Consider the following 16,768-nt stretch of genomic DNA (forward strand, 5'->3'; position numbering starts at 1 on the left):
GCGGCCGGCCGCGGCGCGGGACCGATCGGATGCCGCCATGACGCGCCCCGGGCCCTCAACGCCGGCCACCACCGGCCGCGCCCGTGGCACAGGCCCAGGATCATCGCGGTGGCCACGGCGATGAGGTGCTCGCGCCCGGCCAGGTTGGGATCGGCGATCGACTCCCACACCATGGACCCGCCGGTGAGCGCGAAGACGATCGGGGCGCGGCGGATGACGGAGATGTAGGTGAACAGGCCGACCACCGCGGCCGACGGCCCGGTGTCGAGCACCTGCCCGGTCTGCGGCGGCAGCCCCAGCCGCCACCAGCCCGGTCCCATCGCTATCATCACCCGCACGGTGAGCGTGCCGGCCAGCGTCGTCGCGTAGGCGATGAACAGGGTCCTGAGCCGGCCGAGCGCCAACTCGGCCAGCGCGAAGGCGAGGAAGAGCTGGGTGATGCCCGCCCACACCGGCAGGTCGAGCGCCGGGACGTAGAGTGACACCGGCGTGCGCAGCAGCTCCAGCCACAGCGGGAGGCTGCCGTAGACGCCGCCCAGTATCCGTACGGCCACGGCGCCGGCCTGACGCTGCGCCAGGTCGTGGAAGAAGATGACGCCGAACGCGGCGACACAGGCCAGCAGGAGCCCGGACGGGCCTCGCCGGGTCAGTTGCCGCACCGGATCGGCGATGACGCCCTGCCACTCGCGACGCAGCGTGCGCCACAGGAACGTTGCTGCTGCCACGCCTGCGCGGAGCGGGTACACCTGTCTGTCTCGCCGGATCAATGCCCCTCCCAGCAACCGCCGCGTCCGCGATCGTGCCCATCGGAATCTAACCCCCTGGCTACATGGCGCACACACAGGGGTTACATATATGGGCTGGGCGCGGGGGCGTTCGGGGCGGTGACCGCCGGTTTCCGGCCAGGGTGCGCGTCCGGCCGCGCCCGCCGCCCGCGCCACGCCCGGGAGTTGTCGCAGCTCGGCCCGCGACGGCCGCCCGACCTGCTCGTATCCGGGCGGCGCCTGGGCCGAACGGGTGGCTGTCATGGGCGTCGGCACGCCGTACGCTGTGCTCGTGAATGGCTCCGCGGCATCCGGAATCCGCTCCGTCGGGAACAGGATTCGGCTCTTCCGATACGACTGGGTTCCGGCGGTGGCCGGTTACCTGTGCCTGCTGGCAGGGGTGCTGGACGTCCTCGCGGCGATCTTCCCGCACATGCGCCGGGCGCGGGTGCAGACGCTGGCGGTGGCGCTGCCGGGCGTGGTGTCCACGCTGGCGACGGCGGCCTCGCTGATCGTGGGCGTGCTGATGGTGATGCTCGCGCACGCCCTGCGCCGCCGGAAGCGGCGCGCCTGGCGCGCGGTGATGGTCCTGCTGCCGACCGGCGCGGTACTGGAGGCGCTGCGCTGGCACCAGCGGGTTCCGGCCATGGTCACCGTGGTGCTGTTCGTCCTGCTGCTGATCGCGCACCGCGAGTTCCACGCACTGTCCGATCCGCGCACCCGCTGGCGCGCGGTGGTCAACTTCCTCGCGCTGACCGCGTTCAGCTTCGGGGCCGGGCTGCTGATCGTCAGCGCCCACCCGAAGACGGACATCGGCACCCCTCCCCTCACCGACCGGCTCCAGCACGTCGCCTACGGCCTGGTCGGCATCAGCGGCCCGGTCCAGTACGCGAGCACCCGCACCAGTGACCTCGTCTACTACTCGCTCGCCGGGCTCGGCCTGCTGACCGCGGCCACCACCATCTACCTCGCGCTGCGCCCCTCCTCGCCGGTGCCGCTGCTGGAGGAGACCGACGAGCGGCGGGTGCGCGCGCTGCTGGCGCGGCACGGCGGGCGGGACTCGCTCGGCTACTTCGCGCTGCGCCGCGACAAGAACGTCTGCTTCTCCCCGTCGGGGAAGGCGGCCATCGCCTACCGGGTGGTGTCCGGGGTGATGCTCGCCAGCGGCGACCCGATCGGCGACGTGGAGGCGTGGCCCGGCGCGATCAGGGAGTTCATGGACACCGCCACCCGGCACGCGTGGGTGCCGGCGGCGATGGGGTGCAGCGAGACCGGTGGCGAGGTGTGGGCGCGCGAGGCGAACCTGTCCGCGTTGGAGATCGGCGACGAGGCGATCATCGACACCGGCTCCTTCAGCCTGACCGGCCGGTCGATGCGCAACGTCCGGCAGATGGTCAACCGGATCGAGCGCGCCGGGTACACCTGCCGGGTGCGCCGGGTGGGCGACCTGTCCGAGGCGGAGAAGGCGGAGATCCGCGACGCGGCCGCGGCCTGGCGCGGCACCGAGGTCGAGCGCGGCTTCTCGATGGCGCTCGGCCGCTTCGGCGGCAGCGGCGACGGCGACTGCGTGGTGGTCACCGCCCACAAGGAGCCGGAGGCCGGTGCCGCCGCGCCGGGCGGGAACATCCGGGCGATCCTGCACTTCGTGCCCTGGGGCAGGGACGGCATCTCGCTGGAACTGATGCGCCGCGACCGGGAGGCCGACCCGGGGCTCAACGAACTGCTCATCGTCAAGGCCCTCCAGCAGGTCCCCGACCTCGGCATCACCCGGGTGTCGCTGAACTTCGCGATGTTCCGCGCCGCGCTGGCCCGCGGTGAACGCCTGGGCGCGGGGCCGGTGTTGCGCGCCTGGTGCGGTCTGCTGCTCTTCCTGTCCCGCTGGTTCCAGATCGAGTCGCTCTACAGGTTCAACGCCAAGTTCCAGCCGCGGTGGGAGCCGCGCTTCCTGGTCTACCCGACCGGCCGCGACCTGCTCCGGATCAGCGTCGCCGCGCTCCAGGCCGAGGCGTTCCTCAACCTGCCCCGGCCGCGCCTGCGTCGGCGCGGGAAGGCGGACCCGGACGACGCCCGGGGCGCGAGCACCGCCGCCGAGGCGCGCGAGGCCACCGCCCAGCACCGGTAGCCCGCCGGCCCGCGCTCCCCGCGCCTCGCGCGGCCCCCCGCCTCGACGAGAACGACCCGACCCTGCTGCCTCCCGACGGCGAAGCCCGCCGAACGCGGCGGCGCACCGGGGCCGTTCGCCCCGCGCGAGGCGGTACGGCGGCGCGCGAGGCGGTACGGCGGACGTCGGTGCCCGCCCGCCGTCAGTGCCCCGGGCCGGCCCGGGGTATCCGGGACGGCCGCGCACGGCCGTCCCGTTCCCGCACGGCCGTCCCGTTCCCGCACGGCGGCGCCCGCAGCCTGCTCCAACGGCTCGGCGCCCCGCCCGTCGCCGGCCTGGACGCTGACCGCTCGCAGCCCGTCGGCCGCCGGGCGCTCGGGTCACCGCATCAGCTCCCGGGCCGCCGCGGCGACGGAGTGCGGGGTGATCCCGAAGTCCTCGAAGAGCTCGGCGGCCGAGGCCGACGCGCCGAAGTCCTCCACCCCGATCGTCCTCCCGTCCAGGCCCACCAGGTCGTGCCAGCCCTGGCTGACGCCCGCCTCCACCGAGATCCGGCGGCGGACGGCCGGCGGGATGACGCTGTCCTGGTACGACCTGGGCTGCTCGTCGAACCACTCGCGGCAGGGCATCGAGACCACCCGCGCCCGGACGCCCTCGTCGGCGAGCAGGCGGGCCGCGGTGACCGCGACCGCGACCTCGGACCCGGTGGCGATGACGACCACGTCCGGGTCGGTCGCGGCGCCCGGTGACGGCGCCTCGTAGCGGACGTATCCGCCGCGGACCGCGCCGGTGGCCGGGTGGAAGCCCTCCCCGTCGTCGGGGAACACCGGCAGGTCCTGCCTGCTGAGGCTGAATCCGGTCGGCCGGGCCGGGCCGGCGAGGACCTTCCACAGCGTGATCGCCGTCTCGTTGGCGTCGGCCGGCCGCACCACGTCGAGGCCGGGCATGGCGCGCAGCGAGGCGAGGTGCTCGACCGGCTGGTGCGTGGGGCCGTCCTCGCCGAGGCCGATGGAGTCGTGGGTCCAGACGTAGACGGTGGGCAGCCGCATCAGCGCGGCGAGGCGGACGGCCGGGCGCATGTAGTCGCTGAACACCAGGAACGTGCCGCCGTAGGGGCGGCTGAGCCCGGACAGCGCGATGCCGTTCATGGCGGCGGCCATGAAGTGCTCGCGGATGCCCCAGTGGATGGTCTGCCCGGCGGGGTCCGCGCCGGGCAGCGGGCTGGAGGCCGGCAGGAACGAGGAACCGCCGTCGACGGTGGTGTTGTTGGAGTCGCCGAGGTCGGCGGAGCCGCCCCACAGTTCCGGCAGTTGCGCCGCGGCGGCCTTCAGCGCGCGGCCGAACGCCTTCCGGGTGGCGACCGGGGTGCCCGCCGCGAACGCCGGTCGCGCGCCGTCGAAGGTGGCCGGCGGCCGGCCGCCGCGCAGCCGCCGCACCAGGTCGTGCCTGTCGGGGTGCCGGTCGGCCCAGGCCGCGAAGTCCTTGTCCCAGGCGTCGTGGGCGCGGGCGCCCGCGTCACGCGCCGCGGACGCGGTCCACGCGTGGACCCCCGCGGGCACGTCGAACGTCGTGTCGGGGTCGACGCCGAGCACCGTCTTGGCCGCGCGCACCGCCTCCGCGCCGAGCGCGGAGCCGTGGGAGGCGGGGGTGTTCTGCGCGCCGGGCACCGGCCAGGCGATGATGCTGCGCATCACGATCAGCGAGGGCCGGGTGGTCTCGGCCGTCGCCGCCTGGAGCGCGCGGGACAGGCCCGGCAGGTCGATGTCGCCGTCGGCGGCGAGGTCGACGCTCTGCACGTGCCATCCGTAGGCGGCGTAGCGGGCGGCGACGTCCTCGCTCGTGGCCAGTTCGGTGCTGCCCTCGATGGAGATGCGGTTGTCGTCGTGGACCACCACGAGGTCGCCGAGTCGCTGGTGGCCGGCGAAGGCGCCCGCTTCGGAGCTGATGCCCTCCTGCATGTCGCCGTCGGAACACAGCACGAAGATCCGGTGGTCGAACGGGCTGGTGCCGGCCGGCGCGTCGGGGTCGAGCAGTCCGCGCTCGCGGCGGGCGCCCATGGCCATGCCCACCGCGGTGGCGATGCCCTGGCCGAGCGGCCCGGTGGTGGTCTCCACGCCCGGCGTGTGTCCCCGCTCGGGGTGTGCCGGGGTGAGGCTGCCCTTCTTCCGGTACCCGCGCAGGTCGTCCAGCGTGAGCGGGTAACCGGTGAGGTGCAGCTGGATGTAGAGGGTGAGGCTGGAGTGGCCGCAGGACAGCACGAAGCGGTCCCGGCCGGGCCACTGCGGGTCGGCGGGGTCGTGGCGCAGGAACCGCTGGAAGATCAGATGGGCGGCCGGGGCGAGGCTGACCGCGGTGCCGGGGTGGCCGTGCCCGGCCTCCTGCACGGCGTCCATGGCCAGCACCCGCGCGGTGGTGACGGCGCGCGCGTCCTGCTCGGTCCACACGAACGGGGTGGTGGGCTGGGGTGCGGCGGTGCCCGTCACGGGGCGCTCCTTCGACGAGGTGAGGCGTGCGGGTGGGCCGGCGCGGCGCACCGGCGGCCGGCGCGGGGTGCGCCGGCCGCTGCGGGGCGGGTTCACCACAGGGTGTAGCCGCCGTCGATCACCAGGACCTCGCCGGTGACGAAGGAGGACGCCGGGCTGGCCAGGTAGAGCGCGGCGGGGGCGATCTCCACGGCCTGCGCGTAGCGCTGCATGGGGACTTCGTCGATCCAGTAGTGCTTGTACTCGGGCAGGTCGATGTCGGAGATCTCGGTCTTGGTGTAGCCGGGGGCGATCGCGTTCACCCGTACCGAGCGGGGCGCCCACTCCGCGGCCAGCGAGCGGGTCATGTGGTGCACCCCCGCCTTCGAGACGGCGTAAGGGGCGTGCCACTGCGGCCGGTTGATGATCATGCCGGACATCGAGCCGACGTTGACGATGGAACCGGTGCCGCGCTCGACCATGGACGCGCCGACCACCTGGCTGGCCTTCCACACCGCGTCGAGGTTGGTGGCCATCACCCGGTCCCAGTCCTCGTCGTCGATGCTCAGGGACTCGCCGTGGATGCCCACGCCGGCGTTGTTGACCAGGATGTCGATCGGGCCGAGTTGCCCGGTGACCGTCTCGCGCATGGCCTCCAGGTCGGCCCGGCTGGTGACGTCGGTCCTCGTCGAGATGACGGCGCCGCCGACTTTCGCGAGGTCGGCGACGGCCTCGCGGTTGCGGTCCTCGTCGCGGCTCGCGATCGCCACCGACGCGCCGGCCTCGGCCAGCGCGGTCGCGATGGCCTTGCCGATGCCGCGGTTGCCGCCGGTGACGACGGCGACCTTCCCGTCCAGACGGAATCGATCCAGGACGCTCATGCGGTTGCCTCTTCTGTGGGTCGGGACGGTGTCCGCACGGCGGGCACCCGGAGTATCCGGTCCGCGTGGGACCGGGTGCTCTCGATGAGTTCGGCGTTGCGCTGGTCCGAGCCGTGCGAGCGTTCGTACGCCTCCTTGGCGGTCCGCCCGTACGACATGTGCCGGGCGATCAGCCGGTCGAAGCGGACGTCCTCGCCCGGCTCCAGGAACCAGCACACGTCGAGCAGTTCGCGCACCGGCTGCCACGGGCCCTGGTCGACGAGCAGGTAGTTGCCCTCGGTGATGATCAGCGGCACCTCGCGCGGCACCGGGACGGCGCAGGCGATGGACTCCTCCAGGCTCCGGTCGAAGAAGGAGGTGTAGACGGTCGCGTCCTCGCGGGCCCGCAGCCGGCGCAGCAGGTGGACGTAGCCGGCGGCGTCGAAGGTGTCGGCGGCCCCCTTGCGGGGCTTGCGCCCCAGCCGGTCCAACTCGGCGCCGGCCAGGTGGAAGCCGTCGAGTCCGACCAGCACCGCCTGGCCGTCGAGTGCGGCCACGAGGGTCTCGCCGAGGGTGGACTTGCCCGATCCCGGCGCGCCGGTGATGCCGAGTATCCGCCGCCCGCCGGGGGTGATCAGGGCGCGGGCCGCCGCGGTCAGCTCCTCGAAGGTGACGGCCTCGCCGCGCGGCGGCTGGGCGTCGCGGCCGGTCGGTGCGGGGTTCATCGTGGTCCGTCCTTCGTCAGTGGCATGGATACGTCCTCGGGCGACTTGGCGCCGGTCATGAGGGCGACGGCTTCCTCCATGGAGGTGTCCTTCGGGTCGACCAGCGCGATCCGGCGGCCCAGCCGGTGGATGTGGATACGGTCGGCGACCTGGAAGACGTTCGGCATGTTGTGGCTGATGAGCACCACCGGCAGGCCGCGCTCGCGCACCCGCAGGATGAGGTCCAGGACCTGGTTGGTCTCGCGGACGCCGAGCGCCGCGGTCGGCTCGTCCATGACCACGACCCGGGTCGCCCACGCGGCGACGCGGGCGACGGCGACGGCCTGCCGCTGGCCGCCGGAGAGCGTCTCGACCTTCTGGCCGATGGACTGGATGCGGATACCGAGGTCGACCATGTGCCGCGCCGAGCCGTGCCGCATCCCGCGCTTGTCCAACTGCCGGAATACGGTGCCCAGTACGCCTTTGCGGCGCTGCTCCCGGCCGAGGTAGAGGTTCTGCGAGATGTCGAGCGCGGGGGCGACGCCCAGCTCCTGGTAGACGGTCTCGATGCCGGCGTTGCGGGCGTCGAGCGGGTTGCGGAAGTGCACCGGTTCGCCGTCGAGGTGCAAGGTGCCCTCGTCGGGGACGACCGCGCCGGTGAGCGACTTGATCAGGGTGGACTTGCCCGCGCCGTTGTCGCCGATGACGGCGAGGATCTCGCCCGGGCGCAGGTCGAAGTCGCTGTTGTCCATGGCCACCACGTGGCCGTAGCGCTTGGTGAGGCCGCGGGCCTGGAGCACGTTCGGCCGGGTGTCGGAGCCGTTCTCGGAGCCGGTCATCGGGTCTGCCTCCTTCGCACGAGGTGGTCCACGCCGACCGCGATGACCACCAGGACACCGGTGGCGACCTGCTGGTAGAGCGAGTCGATGCCCGCCTGGGTGAGGCCGTTCTGCAGCACCGTCACGATGAGCGCGCCGATGAACGTGCCGACCACGCCGCCCCGGCCGCCGAAGAGGCTGGTGCCGCCGATCACCACGGCGGTGATGCTGTCGAGGTTGCCGTTGGTGTAGCCGCTGGGGTCGGCGGTCGGGGTGCGGCCCAGGGCCTGCCAGGCGGCGAAGTAGTAGATCACCGCGGCCACGATGTAGACGCTCAGCAGGATGCGCTTGACCTTGATGCCGGCCAGCGCGGCCGCCTTGTCGTTGTCGCCGACCGCGTAGACCCGTACGCCCCAGGAGGTCTGGCTGAGCGCGTAGCCGAGCACCGCGGTGAGCGCGATCCACAGCATCACCCCGTAGGTGATGGTCACGCCGCCGACCGTCGGGCCCCGGTTGAGGAAGGTCAGGAAGTCCGAGCTGATCGGGTAGCTCTGCGAGGAGGTGTAGAGCCGGGACGAGGCGGCGACCACCGACATCACGCCGAGCGTGACGATGAACGGGGGCAGCTTCAGCAGCGACACCAGGACGCCGTTGACCGAGCCGACCACGACGCAGACCACCAGGCCGACCAGCGCGGCGGCCACCGGGTCGCCGTGCACGGCCATCTTCCCGATCACGACCGAACCGAGCACCATGATGGCGCCGTTGGCCAGGTCGATCCCGGAGGTCAGGATGATCAGCGTCTGACCGAGCGCCAGGGTGCCCACCACGACGGACTGCTGCGCGATCAGGGCCAGGTTGTCGGAGTTGAAGAAGGTGCTCGTCGACAGGGCGAAGACGATCACCGCGGTGACCAGGGCCGCGAGCGGCCCGGCGATCTGATGGGACGCGAGGCCGCGCAGGTCCCGGCGGGGACCGACGCCCCGTTCGAGCGCCAGCACGTCGGCGTCCTGGGTGGTCGCGGTCACTTCGGTCCCCAGCAGTGGCTCAGGCCCCAGGCGGAGGTCTGCGAGGCGACGCCGGGCACCGGGTGGTCGGTGATCAGGGCCGTGCCCGAGTCGATGACGCCGCTCTTCGGCTTGGTGCCGTCCTTGATGTACGCGGCGGCGGCGTCGACCGCCATCTCGCCCATCTTGTCCGGGAACTGCATGGCGGTGGCGCCTATCGCACCGCTCTTCACGTCCTCGACGCCGCTGCACGCGCCGTCGACGGAGACCAGGACGGTCTTGCCGGCCAGGCCCTTGTTCTTGATGGCGGTGTAGGCGCCGTGCGCGGTCGGCTCGTTGATGGTGTAGACGACGTTGATGTCGGAGTGCGCCGACAGCAGGTTCTCCATCGCGGACTGGCCGGTGTCCTCGGTGCCCTGGGTCAGCGCGCTGCCGGCCACTTCCGGCGACTTGGACGTGATGCCGTACCCGCTGAGGAACCCCTGGTGGCGGTCGGCGGCGGGCTTGTCCGAGAGGTCGAAGTCGAGCAGGGCGACATGCGGGTCCTTCGGGGCGGACGCCTTGGCCCACTTCCCGATGAGTTCGCCGGCGGCGACGTTGTCGGTGGCGTAGGTGGCGTCCGCGGCGTCGGTCGGGTCGAGCGCCGCGTTCACCGTCAGGACCAGGATGCCCTTGGACTTGGCCTGCTTCAGCACGCCGTTGAGCGCCGTCGCGTTGGCCGGGGTGACCACGATCGCCTTCACCTTGTTGGCGATCATGTTCTCGATCGCGGTCACCTGCGTCGCCGAGTCCCCGGGGGTCTTGGCCTCGGCCTTCATGACCTTCCAGCCCTTGGCCTTCGCGGCCTTCTCGGTGGCGTTCTCCAGCGTGCCGAAGAACGGGTTGCTCAGGTTCAGCGCGACGATCCCGATCTTCGGGGACCCGCCGGAACCGCCGCCGGAGCCACCGGGCCCGCACGCCACGGCGGCCACGCCACAGGCGACGGTGAGGGCGGCGACTTTGATCCGCAAGGAGGCGGGAGCACGTCGGACGATCTTCATTGAGTCCTCCTGGACGCAGGGCCGTCAACTCGGCTTCGGTGCGGGAGGAACCCGCCACGGGCGTCGATATGACCGGGTGATTACGTCGATGTTGCGGATCGTTCGATCGGCTGTCAAGCAAAAATAAACTACTTCTGTATGGTTGCCGACATAAATGGCCCTTCACTACAGTGCAGTCCGACGTCCCGAGAGCGGAGCGAGATGAGCGAGACGACACGCACGGCCGCGAGCGGCCCGGCCCCCTGGCGGGCCGAGGAGGGCCCCGGGCGGATCTTGCAGCTGATCACGACCGGAAGGGCCAACACCCGTACCGCGATTGCCCAGTTGACGGGCCTGTCCCGGTCGACGGTCGGTCAGCGGCTGGACGCGCTGTTCGCCGCGGGGCTGCTCAAGGAGAGCGACCAGAGCGTGCCCTCGCGCGGTCGCCCGTCGCGCGCGCTCACCCTCGACCACGCCGCCGGGCTCATCATCGGCGTGGACATCGGGGAGCAGCGGACGCGGGTGGCGATCACCGATCTCAACGCGGGCATCCTCGCCGAGCGGGTCGAACGGCTCGCCGTCGGCGACGGCCCCGAGGCGCTGCTGGACACGATCACGGCGACGGTGCGCGGCATGATCAGCCACGCCGACCTCGGTGCCACCCCGGTCGCCGGCATCGGATTCGGGCTGCCCGCGCCGGTCGACTACGAGGCCGGCCGCGTGCTCGGCTGGTCGATCATGTCCGGCTGGGACGACTACGACATCCGCGGGCACCTGCGCCGCACCTGGCAGGTCCCGATCCTCATCGACAACGACGTCAACCTGCTCACCCTCGCCGAGCACCGCCGCTTCTGGCGCGACCAGCCGCACCTGCTCTACATCAAGGCCGGCACCGGGGTCGGCAGCGGGATGGTGATAGACGGCCACGTCAACCGCGGTGCGCAGGGCGCGGCCGGCGACATCGGGCACATCCACATCAGCGGGTTCGGCGACCCGCAGTGCCGGTGCGGGAACCGGGGGTGCCTGGAGTCCCTGGTCGGCGGCTGGGCGCTCGCCCGCGACCTGCGCGACCGCCGCCAGACCAAGGGCCAGGACGCGCGCGACGTCGTCGACCAGGTGCGGCGCGGCGACAGCACCGCGGTCGCCGCGCTCCGGACCGCCGGCCGCGTCCTCGGCGAGGCCGTCGCCTACGCGACCAGCCTGCTCAACCCCGACATCATCGTGCTCGGCGGCCGGCTCAGCACCGTCGGCGACCACCTGATGGCCGGCGTCCGCGAGGTCATCTACCAGCGCTCACTGCCGCTGGCCACCCGCCAGTTGCAGATCGTGCCCACCAAGTACAAGTCCCGCGCCGGCATCGCGGGAGCCGCCTACCTGGTCCGCGACCACGTGCTGGACCCGGCCACCCTCGACGCCACCCTCGCGGTCGGCGCCGCCCCCTTCTCGACCTTGTAGGCCGCCCGTTCAGGGCGCGGCGGGGTGCCAGCCGAGGGCGGGGCCGAGGCGGGTGGCGAGGTCGGTGAGGATCTGGACGTAGTCGGCGTGGTCGAAGGTGAAGGGCAGCGCGAAGGCGACCTCGTGGACCTCGCGGAACGCGGCGTGCCCGTGCAGCCGTTCGGCGAGTCGCGCGGACTCGCCGACCAGGTCGGGGGCGAACAGCAACCGCGCCGGTCCCTGCGGGGCGGCCGTGCGCGGCAGCCGCTTGCGGGCGAACTCCTCGTACTTCGCGCGCTGTTCGGGCGTCGCGGAGTCGGTGGGGATGACCACGAGGCCCTGGGAGACCCGGGCCCGGTCGCCCGCCGGGTGGTGCGCGCGGAACTCGCGGATCTGCGCGAGTTGCAGCGCGGCGAAGGTGGCGGTGGCCGCGGCCTCGCCGGAGTCCCCGGAGCCGCCGGGCACCCCGGAGTCGCCGGAGCCGCCGGCCGTCTCTGACCCGTCGGCCGCCTCTGACCCGTCGGCCGTCCCCGCCCGCTCGGCCGGCCCCGCCTTGACGACGCTGCTGGTCAGGAAGTTCATGCCCTGCTCCCCCGCCCAGCGGGCCGACCGCAGGCTCGCGCCGCCGTACCACATCCGGTCGGCCAGCCCGGCGGCGTGCGGCTGGACCCGTGGCGAGAACACCTCGAAGCCCTCGGTCGCGCCGGACGCGGTCGCCGGCTCGCCGCGGACGAAGGACAGCAGCCGCCGCACCCGTTCGTAGCCGAAGTCCTCGGCGTCGGCCGTGTCCGGGTACAGGGCGTCCTTGACCCGGTCGTACCGCATCGGCGGGCCGACGCTGACGCCGGGGTTGAGCCGGCCGCCGGAGAGGATGTCCACGGTGGCCAGGTCCTCGGCGAGCCGCAGCGGGTTCTCCCAGCCCAACGGGATGACCGCGGTGCCCAGTTCGATCCGGCTGGTGCGCTGCGTGGCCGCGGCGAGCAACGCGACCGGCGAGGAGATGCCGTACTGGAGGTGCCGGTGCCGCACCCAGGCGCTGTCGAAGCCCAGTTGCTCGCCCAGCTCGATGACGCGCAGCGTCGATTCGTGGCCCGCGCGCGGATCGGCCTCGTCGAACAGCCCGATGGTCAGGAAGCCCAGCTTCCGCAGCGGCTCCGAGGCAGGTGGCACGTGCTTCCTCCATGGTCCCGGCGGCGGGGTCCGCCGCGTCGGCGGCGCCGCCCCGATTCTCGCAGAGGGCGCGGGCGGCGGCCCGCGAAGCCCTGACTGAAAGGGGCGGCGGTGTACGGGCATCGGTGTACGGGCATCGGTGTACGGGCGGGCTCGCGTGGCCGCGGGCCCGCCCGCATCGCGGTCCGTCCGCCTACTCGCCGGCGGCGCCCGCCTCCACCAGTCCGGCCGCCCGGCCGTCTGCCGCGGCCTCCGCTTCCGCTTCCGCCTCCGCCTCCGCTTCCGCTTCCGCTTCCGCCGCCGCACGGTGGGCGCTTCCGCCGAGCACCCGGTTGAGGACCGCCGCCGCGCCGCCGGCCGGAAGCTCCGCGCCCCGCCACGCGACGTGCTGGTCCGGGCGGACCAGCACGTGCGCGGTGCCGTAGAGCGCGCGGGCCGCCGGGTCGGTCAGGTGGATGACCGTGAACGGCAGCGCCCTGGCCGCGGCCTGCTCGGCGAAGTCCCGCTCGATCGTGCGCGCGTCCGCGCGTACGTCGGTGGGCGCGTCGGTCAGGACGAGGAGCGCGAAGGACGTGCCGATCCGGTCGTAGAGGGTGCCGCCGTAGGGGTCCACGAGTCCGTCCGGCGCCCGGTGGCCCGGGCGGGGGTCGTCCTCGTAGACGTCCGGGCGCCAGGCGGGCTCGGTGTCGAGCTGGCCCGGTTCGTACCAGACCGCGGCCGAGTCGTCGTACCGCTCGTCGAAGGTGACGCCGTTCGCGCCGAGGCGGTCCCGGCGCAGGCGTTCGCCGATCTCGGCGCGGCGGGCGGCGGCGGCCGGGCCGAGGTCGGCGTCGTCGGGGATACCGCCGGCCCGGATGTCGGCGAGGGTGGCCTGGGCCCGGCGGGCGCGCTGGAGCGCGTGGTCGGCGATCCGCCAGTTGTGCCGGCGGCGCTCCTGGTCGTACGAGTCGAGCAGCGCGGGCGGGGCCTGGCCGCCGAGCACCGCGGCGAGCTTCCAGCCGAGGTTCACCACGTCGCCGATGCCCTCGCCGAGGTTGCCGCCGGGCGTCCGTACGTGGGCCGCGTCGCCGGCCAGCAGCACCCGGCCGTGCCGGAAGGTCCGGGCGATCCGGGTGGCGTGGTAGAAGGTCGTGGCGGAGACGAGTTCCAGGTCGAGGTCGAAGCCGAAGGCGGCCCGCGCGGTCGCCAGCAACTCCTCCTCGGTGGGCTCGTGTTCGAGCGGGAACGGCCCCGCGTACACCCGCCACTCGCGGGTGCTCACGGCGGCGAGGAAGCCGGACGCGTGCGGGTTGAAGACGATGTTGGTGCCGCTGGGCGCGGCGCCGACCCGTTCGGTGATGTCGCCGGTGCGCACGATGAGGCGCAGCCGCTTCTCGGTGGCGTGCTCCCCGTCCCGTTCGATGCCGGCCAGCCGGCGGGTGGTGCTGCGGCCGCCGTCGGTGCCGAGGACGTATCCGGCCCGGATCACGAGCGGTTCGCCGGAGTCGACGTCGACGACCTCGGCGTCCACGCCGTCCTCGTCCTGGCGCAGGCCGCGCAGTTCCCAGCCGCCGGCCACGCTCACCCGGCGCTCGGCGAGGTGTTCGAGGAAGACGTGCTGGAAGACGGTCTGCGGCCGGCGCAGCGCCTCGTCGGCCGAGTGGCCGCCGCCGAGCGTGCCTCGGAAGTCGGGGCGAGGCACCGGCACCAGTTCGTGCCCGGCCAGCGAGGTGACCAGTTTGATGCCCTGGTTCCACTCCGGGGGGAAGGTCCACGCGTCGCGGACCCGCTGGAGCAGCCCCCAGCGGCGCAGGTGCTCCACCACGCGCGGGGTGTGGCCCATCGCGCCGGCCCGGACCAGCGTCGCGGTGCGGGCCCGTTCGACGACGGCCACCCGCACGCCGCGGGAGGTCAGTTCGACCGCCGCGGCGAGGCCGGCCGGGCCGGCGCCGACGATCAGCACGTCCACCGACCGCGGCGGCGTGCCGACCGGGAACCGGACGGTGTGCACGTCGCGCCCCCCGGTCGGGGAGAGGGACGGGGAGAGGGCGGAGGGCGAAGGGGAGGAGGCGGGGGCGGACGGGGGCAGGGATCTGGACAGCGGTGCCACGGACGCGGTCATCGGCCGGCCTCTCAGTCGTTCACGAGCTGGCGCTCGCGGGTGTAGCGGTTGGCCGGTACCGGCAGGCCGAGGTTGCCGCGCAGGGTGTCGGCCTCGTACTCGGTGCGGAACAGCCCGCGCCGCTGGAGGATCGGCACCACTCCGTCAACGAAGGCGGCGAGTTCGGCCTCGGTGCGGAAGGCGAGGTTGATGCCGTCGAAGGTGCCGGCGTGGAACCACTCCTCGATGGTGTCGGCGACGCCCTGCGGCGTGCCGACGAACGGTGAGCGGCGGAACTCCCGTACGGAGTTGGCTACTTGACGAAGCGTCAGATTCTCGGTCCGGGCCCGCTCGATGATCCGGCCCGCGCCGGTCCGGCCGCCCCGCTCGGCCAGGTGCGCGACGTCGGGGAACGGCGCGTCCAGGTCGTGCACGCTGAAGTCGTAGGCTCCGAAGGACCGGCCGAGGAGCGCGAGGTTGCCCTCGAAGTCGTCGTCCTCCTCGAAGATCTCCCGCTCGCGGCGCCGGGCGGCCTCCTCGGTGCCGGCCACGATCGGGCCGCCGTGGATGAAGATCTTGATGTGCTCGGGGTCGCGGCCGTATCCGGCGGTGCGCTTCTTGATGTCGGAGTAGTACTCCCGGGCCTGCTGGAGGCCGCCGCCGGGCGCGTAGATGCCCTCGGCGACCTGCGCGGCCAGGTCGCGGCCCTCCTCCGAGACACCGGCCTGGAAGATCACCGGCTGGCCCTGCGGGGAGCGGGAGAGGTTGAGCGGGCCGGCCACGCTGAGGTGCTCGCCGACGTGGTCGAGCGCGTGCAGCTTGGCCGGGTCGAGGAAGACGTCGCGCTCGACGTCGGCGGGGAACGCGTCGTCCTCGTAGGAGTCCCACAGGCCGCGCGCGACCTGGACGAACTCCAGGGCGCGGCCGTAGCGGGTGGCGTAGTCGAGGTGCTCCTCGAGACCGAAGTTCTTCGACGCGCCGGTGTCGAAGCTGGTCACGACGTTCCAGCCGGCGCGGCCGCCGCTGATGTGGTCGAGGGAGGCGAACCGGCGGGCCAGGTTGAACGGCGAGTTGTACGTCGAACTGGCGGTGCCGACCAGTCCGACGTGCTTGGTGTGGGTGGCGACCGCGGACAGCAGCGTGAGCGGCTCCAGCCGGTTGAGGTAGTGCGCCGGGTAGGTGGAGTTGATGAACTGGCTGTCGACGATGAACAGGGCGTCGAAGAGCGCGTGTTCGGCGGCCTGGGCCTGCCGGATGTAGTAGTTGATGTCGATGCTGGCGTTCTTCGCGACGCTCGGGTCCTTCCACAGGCCGTGCTGGCCGGGGCCGCCGACGCCGTAGGGGTGGAGCGCGAGGTGGATCGTGCGGGACATGGTTCTCCCTCTTCCGTGATGAGACGTGGGTGGCAGGGCTCGGGGCGGGCGCGGGGCGGCGGTTGAGCGGCCGTGGGGTGGCCCGTTCGGGGGTGGCCGCGAAGCGGCGCGGGTTCAGGCGTCGAGCAGCGCGCGCAGGGCGTCGCGCTCGGCCCGTCCGGCCGGGGCGGTGTGCAGGGTGGGCGCGGACCTGACCAGCAGGCGGGTATAGGGGTGTCGCGGCTCCTCGATGACGTCGCGGGCGGCGCCGGCCTCCACGAGTTCGCCCTGGTAGAGCACGGCGATACGGTCGGCGATCCCGGCGACGGACCCCAGGTCGTGGGAGATCAGCACGATGGCCACGCCGGTGCCGCGCAACTCCTTGAGGATCTCCAGGATCTGCACCCGGTTCGCGGAGTCCAGGGCGCTGACCGGCTCGTCGAGGATGATCAGTTCGGGCTCGGTGACCAGGGCCCGGGCGACCGCGACGCGCTGCCGCTGGCCGCCGGAGAGTTCGCCGGGCAGCCGGTCGAGCAGGTCCTCGGGCAGGTGGACCCGGGCGAGGAAGGACCGGGTCCGCGCGGTCGCCTCGGCGTGGGCGACGCCCTTCAGCAGCAGCGGCTCGGCCAGCGAGTCGGCGATGGTGAGGTCCGGGTCGAGGCTGCGCAGCGGGTCCTGGAAGACGTACTGCACCACGCCGCGGCGGCGCAGGGCGCGCCACTTGCCGGCGCCGTACCCGGTCACCTCCTCGCCGCCGACGACGATCGAGCCGGCCGAGGCGCGGACCAGGCCGAGGACGGCGCGGGCGAGGGTGGACTTGCCCGACCCGGTCTCGCCGATGACGCCCACGGTCTCGCCGGGGGCGACGCTCAGCGTGATCCCGTGCAGGGCGCGCCGCCGGCGCCGGCGCCGGCCGTAGTGGACGTCGAGCCCGTCGATGGCGAGCACCGGACCGGCGGGACCGGCGGACGGACCGGCCGAGGCACCGGCGGACGGC

13 protein-coding genes are annotated in these 16,768 nt (G+C 73.2%); 2 read left to right on the forward strand and 11 right to left on the reverse strand.

What is annotated here, in order from left to right:
- Window positions 1-725, reverse strand: a 725-nt coding sequence (locus tag AB0399_RS05985; protein WP_366410382.1) for a hypothetical protein, incomplete at its 3' end; no start/stop codon positions are given.
- 376 nt (window positions 726-1,101) lie between these two features.
- Between AB0399_RS05985 and AB0399_RS05990 the strand changes: the two genes are divergently transcribed.
- The gene (locus AB0399_RS05990; protein ID WP_366410471.1) at window positions 1,102-2,886 is read left to right on the forward strand and encodes a phosphatidylglycerol lysyltransferase domain-containing protein; all 1,785 of its coding nucleotides are present in this window, start codon (window positions 1,102-1,104) and stop codon (window positions 2,884-2,886) included.
- Window positions 2,887-3,245: 359 nt separating this feature from the next.
- Here AB0399_RS05990 and tkt read toward each other — a convergent pair whose 3' ends face one another.
- The 6 genes from tkt to AB0399_RS06020 all read right to left on the reverse strand — a co-directional run bounded on the left by tkt (window position 3,246) and on the right by AB0399_RS06020 (window position 9,756).
- Complete coding sequence (tkt, locus tag AB0399_RS05995; protein ID WP_366410383.1) at window positions 3,246-5,348, reverse strand: transketolase; 2,103 nt, start codon at window positions 5,346-5,348, stop codon at window positions 3,246-3,248.
- A 92-nt stretch (window positions 5,349-5,440) separates the two neighbouring features.
- Window positions 5,441-6,208: a glucose 1-dehydrogenase gene (locus tag AB0399_RS06000; protein ID WP_366410384.1), complete on the reverse strand. Its 768-nt coding sequence runs from the start codon at window positions 6,206-6,208 to the stop codon at window positions 5,441-5,443.
- Window positions 6,205-6,912, reverse strand: a complete 708-nt coding sequence (locus tag AB0399_RS06005) for a nucleoside/nucleotide kinase family protein (protein ID WP_366410385.1) — start codon at window positions 6,910-6,912, stop codon at window positions 6,205-6,207. Before AB0399_RS06005 ends, AB0399_RS06000 begins: the two co-directional genes overlap by 4 nt.
- A complete protein-coding gene (locus AB0399_RS06010; protein WP_366410386.1) occupies window positions 6,909-7,730 on the reverse strand; it encodes an ATP-binding cassette domain-containing protein in 822 nt (273 codons plus the stop codon). The genes AB0399_RS06005 and AB0399_RS06010 overlap by 4 nt, the downstream gene beginning before the upstream one ends.
- On the reverse strand, window positions 7,727-8,737 hold the full coding sequence (locus AB0399_RS06015; RefSeq protein ID WP_366410387.1) for an ABC transporter permease: 1,011 nt from the start codon (window positions 8,735-8,737) through the stop codon (window positions 7,727-7,729). The genes AB0399_RS06010 and AB0399_RS06015 overlap by 4 nt, the downstream gene beginning before the upstream one ends.
- A complete protein-coding gene (locus AB0399_RS06020) occupies window positions 8,734-9,756 on the reverse strand; it encodes a substrate-binding domain-containing protein (RefSeq protein WP_366410388.1) in 1,023 nt (340 codons plus the stop codon). The genes AB0399_RS06015 and AB0399_RS06020 overlap by 4 nt, the downstream gene beginning before the upstream one ends.
- A 201-nt stretch (window positions 9,757-9,957) precedes the next feature.
- Between AB0399_RS06020 and AB0399_RS06025 the strand changes: the two genes are divergently transcribed.
- Window positions 9,958-11,190 (forward strand): ROK family transcriptional regulator, encoded by a 1,233-nt coding sequence (locus tag AB0399_RS06025; RefSeq protein ID WP_366410389.1) that lies wholly within the window; start codon window positions 9,958-9,960, stop codon window positions 11,188-11,190.
- 9 nt (window positions 11,191-11,199) lie between these two features.
- Here AB0399_RS06025 and AB0399_RS06030 read toward each other — a convergent pair whose 3' ends face one another.
- From AB0399_RS06030 to AB0399_RS06045, 4 genes are all read right to left on the reverse strand, one after another.
- Window positions 11,200-12,339, reverse strand: a complete 1,140-nt coding sequence (locus AB0399_RS06030) for an LLM class flavin-dependent oxidoreductase (RefSeq protein ID WP_366410390.1) — start codon at window positions 12,337-12,339, stop codon at window positions 11,200-11,202.
- A 193-nt stretch (window positions 12,340-12,532) separates the two neighbouring features.
- Complete coding sequence (locus tag AB0399_RS06035) at window positions 12,533-14,440, reverse strand: FAD-dependent monooxygenase (protein ID WP_366410391.1); 1,908 nt, start codon at window positions 14,438-14,440, stop codon at window positions 12,533-12,535.
- Window positions 14,441-14,451: 11 nt separating this feature from the next.
- Window positions 14,452-15,792, reverse strand: a complete 1,341-nt coding sequence (locus tag AB0399_RS06040) for an NtaA/DmoA family FMN-dependent monooxygenase (RefSeq protein ID WP_329363316.1) — start codon at window positions 15,790-15,792, stop codon at window positions 14,452-14,454.
- A gap of 114 nt (window positions 15,793-15,906) precedes the next feature.
- On the reverse strand, window positions 15,907-16,719 hold the full coding sequence (locus AB0399_RS06045; protein WP_329373762.1) for an ABC transporter ATP-binding protein: 813 nt from the start codon (window positions 16,717-16,719) through the stop codon (window positions 15,907-15,909).
- Window positions 16,720-16,768 lie beyond the last annotated feature (49 nt).

The organism is Streptomyces sp. NPDC088194 (assembly GCF_040702025.1).
Lineage (GTDB): Bacteria > Actinomycetota > Actinomycetes > Streptomycetales > Streptomycetaceae > Actinacidiphila.

Excerpts from the sequence above, each read along its gene's own strand:
- AB0399_RS06000 (WP_366410384.1), bottom strand. The coding sequence starts at position 6,208 with ATGAGCGTCCTGGATCGATTCCGTCTGGACGGGAAGGTCGCCGTCGTC.
- AB0399_RS06005 (WP_366410385.1), bottom strand. The coding sequence starts at position 6,912 with ATGAACCCCGCACCGACCGGCCGCGACGCCCAGCCGCCGCGCGGCGAG.
- AB0399_RS06010 (WP_366410386.1), bottom strand. The coding sequence starts at position 7,730 with ATGACCGGCTCCGAGAACGGCTCCGACACCCGGCCGAACGTGCTCCAG.
- AB0399_RS06020 (WP_366410388.1), bottom strand. The coding sequence starts at position 9,756 with ATGAAGATCGTCCGACGTGCTCCCGCCTCCTTGCGGATCAAAGTCGCC.
- AB0399_RS06025 (WP_366410389.1), top strand. The coding sequence starts at position 9,958 with ATGAGCGAGACGACACGCACGGCCGCGAGCGGCCCGGCCCCCTGGCGG.
- AB0399_RS06035 (WP_366410391.1), bottom strand. The coding sequence starts at position 14,440 with ATGACCGCGTCCGTGGCACCGCTGTCCAGATCCCTGCCCCCGTCCGCC.
- AB0399_RS06040 (WP_329363316.1), bottom strand. The coding sequence starts at position 15,792 with ATGTCCCGCACGATCCACCTCGCGCTCCACCCCTACGGCGTCGGCGGC.